The sequence below is a fragment of the Tsukamurella sputi genome (assembly GCF_007858445.1).
Taxonomy (GTDB): domain Bacteria; phylum Actinomycetota; class Actinomycetes; order Mycobacteriales; family Mycobacteriaceae; genus Tsukamurella; species Tsukamurella sputi.
Window position 1 is genome coordinate 1 of record NZ_VIGV01000079.1, and the last position, 639, is coordinate 639.

Annotated in this window: 1 protein-coding gene; it reads right to left on the reverse strand. The window is 60.9% G+C overall.

Translation table 11 applies throughout. The features are described from left to right. A partial coding sequence (locus FK268_RS23245; RefSeq protein ID WP_205124532.1) for a polymorphic toxin type 44 domain-containing protein occupies positions 1-555 on the reverse strand: 555 nt, incomplete at its 3' end. Positions 556-639: the final 84 nt, after the last annotated feature.

Here is a 639-nt window from a genome sequence, read left to right on the forward strand (position 1 = left end):
GCCGCGGCCCCCAGCGGCCACCCACTCCTTGACCATTTCCGTCACCGCCAAATTCAACTGGGAACTGGTCATGTCTGCTCCGAACTTGTCGTACAGCTGCATTCCGAGGCGGATGCTCTCCAGATCGCCGCGGTCTACCAGGCCGACGCCGGGTAGCGGGATCATCTGTCCGCCCATGAGGACGGTCGACGGAATGCCCGACGCGCGACCTACGTAGCCGTAGTGGATGTTCGAGAAGATGTCGTAAAACAGCAGGTCGGCCGCGCCATCAGGGCGAACGCTGCCAGGCATTCTGAAGTAGTAGCCCATCTTCTCCATGTTGAACATGGCCGCCAACTTGGGCTTATGATCCCACGAGCCTCCGGAATGGACTTGCGCAGTCCAGATCGCGAGTGCGGCCGCCTTTCCTCCCTTACTGACGTCGCCTGTGTTCTCGTCGCCCTCCATGTTCCATGCTGCGCGGATACTCTCGGCCACCTTGCCCGACGAATTCCGCATCATCTCGTCGTAGATGTACTGAATCGCCCGGTTGTACGCCGAGTTGCCCTCGGTCATCTCGCTCGTGGAGGAACCAGGAGTCATATCCCCGGATCCCCGGTCGGGCATGCTCTTGAAGACCATCTGCGTCGTGTCGCTCGC